1 protein-coding gene and 1 pseudogene are annotated in these 1362 nt (G+C 46.3%); both read right to left on the bottom strand.

The annotated features are described in order from the left end of the window. Positions 1 to 151: 151 nt before the first annotated feature. Positions 152 to 321: pseudogene (locus AB1552_14445) on the bottom strand (transposase). A gap of 258 nt (positions 322 to 579) precedes the next feature. Continuing rightward, entirely contained in the window at positions 580 to 1188 is a 609-nt protein-coding gene (locus AB1552_14440; protein MEW6054957.1) for a hypothetical protein, read from the bottom strand. Between the last annotated feature and the right edge of the window lie 174 nt (positions 1189 to 1362).

Below are 1362 nucleotides of genomic sequence, written 5' to 3'. Positions count from 1 at the left end.
AGAGCCCGGGGCTCGAGGCCAAAACCCTCTTCGATTATCTGCAGAGAAGATACCCAGGGACCTTCCAGGACGGCCAGCTCAGGACACTGCAGAGAAAGGTCAAGGCATGGAGGGCTACGGAGGGGCCCTCCTCGGGCGCCCTCTCCTTCTCGAAGGCTTCTGAGGCCCTCTCCTGCAGTTGCTTCTTCCACTGCGTGACCTGGTTGGGGTGGACGTCGTAGATCTCGGCGATCTCCACAACGGTCTTCTCCTCCTTACCGCCTCCAGCGCCACCTTGGCCTTGAAGGCCGCCGTGTGGTTCCTCCTCGGTCTCTTCGCCATCCTCACTGCTCCTTTCGTCTCTCGGGAGCAGTTTACCACTTAAGCACCTATCCAGTTTTCCCCGGCCAGCTCTTTTCTTAACTTGAATCCTCAATTTGCGCCTGGCCGCGGCAGGTGTTTATACAGGATATAGAAGTGCGCGTGTTGAAGGCAGTTTAGAAAAGAGGCGGTTTTCTGCAGCAGCTTTATTTAGAGCTTTGCCAGAGCCAGACCTTCCGAGAAGTCACTAGTATCTTGGCGGTTTCTTGCCTAGTACCATCACACCCCGTGGCCCGTATTATGTACAATATTTTTTCCGGTTTCATTCTGCCAGCCTCTTTCGGTATACAACCTCTTCCTGTATTGCACACCAAGATACTTAGCAATTTTTATATGCCTTCCAGCAGTACTCTCATCTGACAATAACCACCACCAGCGTTCGTGTAAGACCATTTTGCATGATAAGGGCTTCCATTTATCCTCTAATAATTGCGCTTCCTCTTCTCGTAGAAGAATCAGATAATTGCTGAATGGGGTTGAATGACCAGTGAAAATGAAATCAAGTGCTGCTATAGATTTAATATCATGAGTGCTTTTTGTGCCCGGTAACCAAGGTCCAATCTTTTTTACTTTGATCCTTCCTGCTTTTCTATCAATTGTTATTGCATTCAAACTTCTTCCTAAGAAATAGGCCGATAAAAAAGACCATATCAGCAATATGGGAATAATAAGTAGTATACTAAAAGACCTATTTGCTAGAGAAACAACAAAGATTATAATTGCTATTGAAAGTGGCAGAAATACAATCAAGTGATCTAAGAGAACATAGAATAGGCCAACTCTAATGGTCATCTTCTCATCATTATCTTCAACTATCTTTATATCCACTTGAGATCAACTCCTTCTGTGTTTAGTGCTCCTCCCTCACTCTTAACTTATTGACATCTGTATAAATAATGCAATAATGGATACCAGGAGGTGGTGTCCATTATGCGTCCCAAAGGGTCTGCGGAATTATTGCAATACCGGCGCAGGCAAGCCCTCGAGCTATATGACGAGGGC

It is taken from the genome of Nitrospirota bacterium (assembly GCA_040754395.1).
Classification (GTDB): Bacteria; Nitrospirota; Thermodesulfovibrionia; order Thermodesulfovibrionales; family SM23-35; genus JBFMCL01.
This window is presented reverse-complemented; position numbering and strand designations above follow the sequence as displayed.